This window comes from Pseudomonas sp. P7548 (genome assembly GCF_013386585.1).
Lineage (GTDB): Bacteria > Pseudomonadota > Gammaproteobacteria > Pseudomonadales > Pseudomonadaceae > Aquipseudomonas.
This window is the reverse complement of record NZ_JACARO010000025.1, coordinates 1-4,646: the sequence shown is the minus strand read 5'-3', so window position 1 is coordinate 4,646 and position 4,646 is coordinate 1. Positions and strand designations below refer to the sequence as shown.

General features: G+C 62.0%; 3 protein-coding genes. 1 reads left to right on the top strand and 2 read right to left on the bottom strand.

Annotated elements, in window-relative coordinates; all coding sequences use genetic code 11:
• Positions 1–219 precede the first annotated feature (219 nt).
• On the bottom strand, positions 220–1,395 hold the full coding sequence (gene nhaA / locus HX803_RS12560; RefSeq protein WP_178920950.1) for a Na+/H+ antiporter NhaA: 1,176 nt from the start codon (positions 1,393–1,395) through the stop codon (positions 220–222).
• Between the two features lie 216 nt (positions 1,396–1,611).
• On the opposite strand from nhaA, the gene HX803_RS12555 reads away from it, so the two are divergent.
• On the top strand, positions 1,612–2,706 hold the full coding sequence (locus HX803_RS12555) for a PLP-dependent cysteine synthase family protein (RefSeq protein WP_178920947.1): 1,095 nt from the start codon (positions 1,612–1,614) through the stop codon (positions 2,704–2,706).
• A 53-nt stretch (positions 2,707–2,759) separates the two neighbouring features.
• On the opposite strand, the gene HX803_RS12550 is transcribed toward HX803_RS12555, so the two are convergent.
• Positions 2,760–4,373, bottom strand: a complete 1,614-nt coding sequence (locus HX803_RS12550; protein WP_178920945.1) for an NAD(P)/FAD-dependent oxidoreductase — start codon at positions 4,371–4,373, stop codon at positions 2,760–2,762.
• Positions 4,374–4,646: the final 273 nt, after the last annotated feature.

Here is a 4,646-nt window from a genome sequence, read left to right as displayed (position 1 = left end):
GGGCTGGGTGGGTAAGTTTCATGTTGCGGGTGGCGGCGGAAAAAGAAAAACCTCAACCGGGTGAGCGGTTGAGGTTTCGTGTATGAGGTATTTGGGCCTCAGGTGAACATTGCTATGTCATCCATGCGTCGTTCACAGCAGCTGACAACGAGCATTTTATTCACGTTCGATGTTGCAGGGCGTCACTCAGGAGCCAGCCAAGCCGGCTCCCGAACAGGCTCAGGCTTTCTTGCGACTCGCCATCGCCGTGACCGCATACCCAATGCACGCTGCCAGGATAGAACCGGTCAGGATGCCCATACGGTCTTCCCCGGCGAACTCACTGACACCCGGCACAAACGCCAGGGAGCCGACGAACAGGCTCATGGTGAAGCCGATACCACACAGGATCGCCACCCCGAAGACCTGGCCCCAGTTGGCGCCCGAGGGCAGGGCGGAGAGGCCGGTCTTCACGGCAAGCCAGGTGAGGCCGAACACGCCGACGGTCTTGCCGATCAGCAGGCCGGCGGCGATGCCCATCGGTACGTGGTGGGTGAAGCTGTCCAGGCTGACGCCGGTCAGCGAGACACCGGCGTTGGCGAAGGCGAACAGCGGCAGGATGCCATAGGCCACCCAGGGGTGCAGGGCGTGTTCCAGGGTCAGCAACGGCGAAGGCTCGGCATTCTTGGTGCGCATCGGGATGCAGAACGCCAGGGTCACGCCGGCCAGCGTGGCGTGCACGCCACTCTTGAGCACGCAGACCCACAGGATCAAGCCGATGATCAGGTAGGGGCCAAGCTTGATCACGCCAAGGCGGTTCATCGCGATCAGGGCGATCAGGCAGGCTGCCGCGCCGGCGAGGGAGGCACCGGACAGGTCAGTGGAATAGAACAGGGCAATGACGATGATCGCGCCCAGGTCATCAATGATGGCCAGGGTCATCAGAAACAGTTTCAGCGATACCGGCACGCGCTTGCCCAGCAGGGCCAGTACGCCCAGAGCGAACGCGATGTCCGTGGCCATGGGGATCGCCCAGCCGGCCAGGGCGGCCGAGTTGCCTTTGTTCAGCGCCCAGTAGATCAGCGCCGGCACCACCATGCCGCCAATGGCCGCTGCACCGGGCAGCACCACTTGCGACGGCTTGGAGAGGTGGCCATCGAGCAGCTCGCGCTTGACCTCCAGGCCGATCAGCAGGAAGAACAGGGCCATCAGGCCGTCGTTGATCCACAACAGGGCGGGCTTGGCGATTTTCAGGGCGCCCACCTGGGCCACCACCGGTACATCGAGGAAGGCGTTGTACAGGTGCGACAACGGAGAGTTGTTGATGATCAGCGCCAAGGCGGCAGCGGCGATCAACAACAGACCGCTGGCGGCTTCCAGCTGGAAGAAACGGGTGAAAGTGCTACGCAGAGGCACGGGATGCTCTCCAATCCAGGTTCAATAGGTGGGTACCCTAACCCGTACCGTTAGTTGTTAAAACAAAAGTTATATTCTTATTTGTTATAAGCGATGGCCGGGGGAGGCGTTGCGCCAAAGCCTAGCAATTGTGTGTCCAATTGAGTCGTCACTGTATCTGTGTGCAGTGTAGGAAACCCCCTAAGATTGTGGATGAAATCTTTAGAGACTCACGCTATGAGCGATCAACGTACCTGGGCCCGCGAAGCCATTCGCATCATTGAAGCGGACTTTCAGCGTAGCGCCGACACGCACCTGATCCCTTTGCCATTGCCGGGGTTGCCGGGTATCGAGTTGTATTTCAAGGATGAGTCCAGCCACCCCACCGGCAGCCTCAAGCATCGTCTGGCCCGCTCGTTGTTTCTGTATGCGTTGTGCAATGGCTGGCTGAAGCCGGGTGCGCCGGTGATCGAGGCGTCCAGTGGCTCGACGGCAATCTCGGAAGCCTATTTTGCGCGCTTGCTTGGCCTGCCGTTTATCGCGGTGATGCCGGCCACCACGTCCCAGGAAAAGATCGCCCAGATTGCGTTCTATGGTGGCAAGAGCCATCTGGTACAGGACCCGACACAGATCTACGCCGAATCCGAACGCTTGGCCACGGAAAGTGGTGGTCACTTCATGGACCAGTTCACCTACGCCGAGCGGGCCACCGACTGGCGGGCGAACAACAACATCGCCGAGTCGATCTTCCAGCAGATGCGATTCGAACATTACCCCGAGCCGAGTTGGCTGATCTCCAGCCCGGGCACCGGCGGCACCACCGCGACCCTGGGTCGCTACGTACGCTACCGCCAACATTGCACCCGGGTGCTCTGCGCGGATGCCGAGCGTTCAGTGTTCTTCGACTTCTACCAGAGCGGCGACGCCAGCTTGCGCCTGGATTGCGGTTCTCGCATCGAAGGCATTGGCCGGCCACGGGTTGAGGCGTCTTTTCTGCCGAAGGTGATCGACGCGATGGTCAAGGTGCCGGATGCTTTATCGCTGGCCGCCATGCACTACCTGGCCGAACGCTTGGGGCGGCGGGTCGGGGGCAGCAGCGGGACCAACCTGATGGGGGCCTTGGTGGCAGCTCAACATATGAAGGCGGCGGGGGAGTCGGGGTCGATCGTGGCGATCTTGTGTGATGGGGGCGAGCGGTATGCCACCACCTATTACGATCAGGCGTGGCTTAAAGCGCAGGGTTATGAGTTGGACGGCTTGATCGCGGCCGTTGCGGCCAGTGTCGAGCGCGGCGAGCCGTTGCCGGACAACATCCTGCGCGCCAATATCTAAACCTGTAGGCGCCCGGCTTGTCGNNGCAAGCCGGGCTCCTACACGTTGATGGGTCAGGCCTCCAGGCCCAACATATCCCGGGCCAAGGCTTCGGCAATGCGGATGCCGTCCACACCTGCCGACAGGATCCCACCGGCATAACCGGCGCCTTCACCGGCCGGGAACAACCCTTTGACGTTCAGGCTCTGCATCGATTCGTTACGGGTAATCCGCAGCGGCGAAGAGGTGCGGGTCTCGATTCCGGTCAACACGGCGTCGTGCAGCGAGTAGCCCTTGATCTGTTTCTCGAACGCCGGCAGTGCCTCACGAATCGCTTCGATGGCGAAGTCTGGCAACGCGAGCGCCAAGTCACCCAGGGACACCCCAGGCTTGTAGGAGGGTTCCACGCTGCCGAGGGCTGTGGACGGCTTGCCGGCGATGAAATCGCCCACCAGCTGTGCCGGGGCCTCGTAGTTGCTGCCACCGAGGATGTAGGCGTGGGACTCCAGGCGCTCCTGCAACTCGATACCGGCCAGCGGCCCCCCCGGGTAGTCCACCTCAGGGGTGATGCCCACCACGATGCCCGAGTTGGCATTGCGCTCGTTGCGCGAGTATTGGCTCATGCCGTTGGTGACGACTCGGTTCGGCTCGGACGTGGCCGCCACCACCGTACCGCCCGGGCACATGCAGAAGCTGTAGACCGAACGACCGTTCTTGGCGTGGTGCACCAGCTTGTAGTCGGCGGCGCCCAGTTTGGGGTGCCCGGCGTATTTGCCCAGGCGCGCGGCGTCGATCAACGATTGCGGGTGTTCGATACGGAAGCCCACCGAGAACGGCTTGGCCTCCATGTACACGCCACGACCATGGAGCATGCGGAAGGTGTCGCGAGCACTGTGGCCCAGGGCAAGGATCACGTGCTTGGAAAGGATTTGCTCGCCGCCGTCCACCACAACGCCGTTCAGTTGGCCGTCTTCGATCAGTACGTCGGTCACGCGCTGCTCGAACCGCACTTCACCGCCCAGGGCGATGATCTGTTCGCGCATGTTTTCCACCACGCCGGTCAGGCGGAAGGTACCGATGTGCGGCTTGCTGACGTAGAGGATTTCTTCCGGCGCGCCGGCCTTGACGAACTCGTGCAGCACTTTGCGGCCGTGGAATTTCGGGTCCTTGATCTGGCTGTAGAGCTTGCCGTCGGAGAAGGTCCCGGCACCGCCTTCACCGAACTGTACGTTGGACTCGGGGTTGAGCACGCTTTTGCGCCACAGGCCCCAGGTGTCCTTGGTGCGCTGGCGCACTTCCTTGCCACGCTCGAGGATGATCGGCTTGAAGCCCATCTGGGCCAGCAGCAGGCCAGCAAAAATCCCGCAGGGACCAAAGCCCACCACGATCGGACGCTCTGTGAGGCCTTGTGGTGCCTGGCCCACCACTTTGTAGCTGACATCCGGCGCGGGGTTGACGTTACGGTCATCGGCAAACTTGAGCAGCAGGGCGGCTTCGCCCTTCACGTTCAGGTCAATGGTGTAGATGAAGCACAGCTCCGACGACTTCTTGCGAGCGTCGTAGCTGCGTTTGAACAGAGTGAAATCGAGCAGGTCATCACTGGCGATGCCCAGGCGCTGCACGATGGCAGGCCGCAGGTCTTCTTCGGGATGGTCGATGGGCAGCTTGAGTTCGGTGATTCGTAACATGACAGGGTCCGGGTAGGCGGCGGGCAAAGAGGCCGGCTGTTTTGCAAACCGGCGATTATAAGCCCCAATGGCGGATTTCGGTCAGGTTAAAACAGTGCAGGGCCGAATCAGTCGTCCCGGGAGCCGCCGAACGCCGCACAACCGCGCTGCACCTGGCCGTTCACGCGCAGCTCGGCGGTCATGTGCTGCAGGCTGCCGCTGACCGGGTCGACGCAACGCTGCGGGGCCACCCACAACTCGACGTGCTGGTTGTTGGCTTCGGTCATCAGGTTG